Origin of the sequence: Thauera sp. 27, from assembly GCF_000310125.2 — a bacterium.
GTDB classification, from domain to species: Bacteria; Pseudomonadota; Gammaproteobacteria; order Burkholderiales; family Rhodocyclaceae; genus Thauera; species Thauera mechernichensis.
In genome coordinates, this window is the sequence record NZ_AMXB01000119.1 from 1 (window position 1) to 314 (window position 314).

Annotated in this window: 1 protein-coding gene; it reads right to left on the minus strand. The window is 70.7% G+C overall.

What is annotated here, in order from left to right:
• A partial coding sequence (locus B447_RS21655) for a phosphoenolpyruvate carboxylase (RefSeq protein WP_157384743.1) occupies window positions 1-314 on the minus strand: 314 nt, incomplete at both ends.

Genomic DNA, 314 nt, shown 5'->3' on the forward strand with positions numbered 1-314 from the left:
TCCGAGGCCGAGACCAGGCCCAGCCCGAGCGAGAGCTGCGAGCCCAGGGTGTGCAGCTCGGTGAGGTAGTAGCCCAGGGCGACGGCCGCCTGCATGGCGAGCGCGCGCTCGAGCACCTCGGCGGTAACGAAGGGGTTGCCGTCGCGATCACCGCCGATCCAGCTGCCCACCTGCACGAAGGCGGCCAGCTCGGGCGCGCCCAGCGCCGGGTCGGCCGCGGCCAGGCGGTCTTCCAGGCTGGCGTACAGACGCGGCAGCTCGCGCAGGAAGGTGGTGTCGAAATACGACAGGCCGTTATTGACCTCGTCGATCAC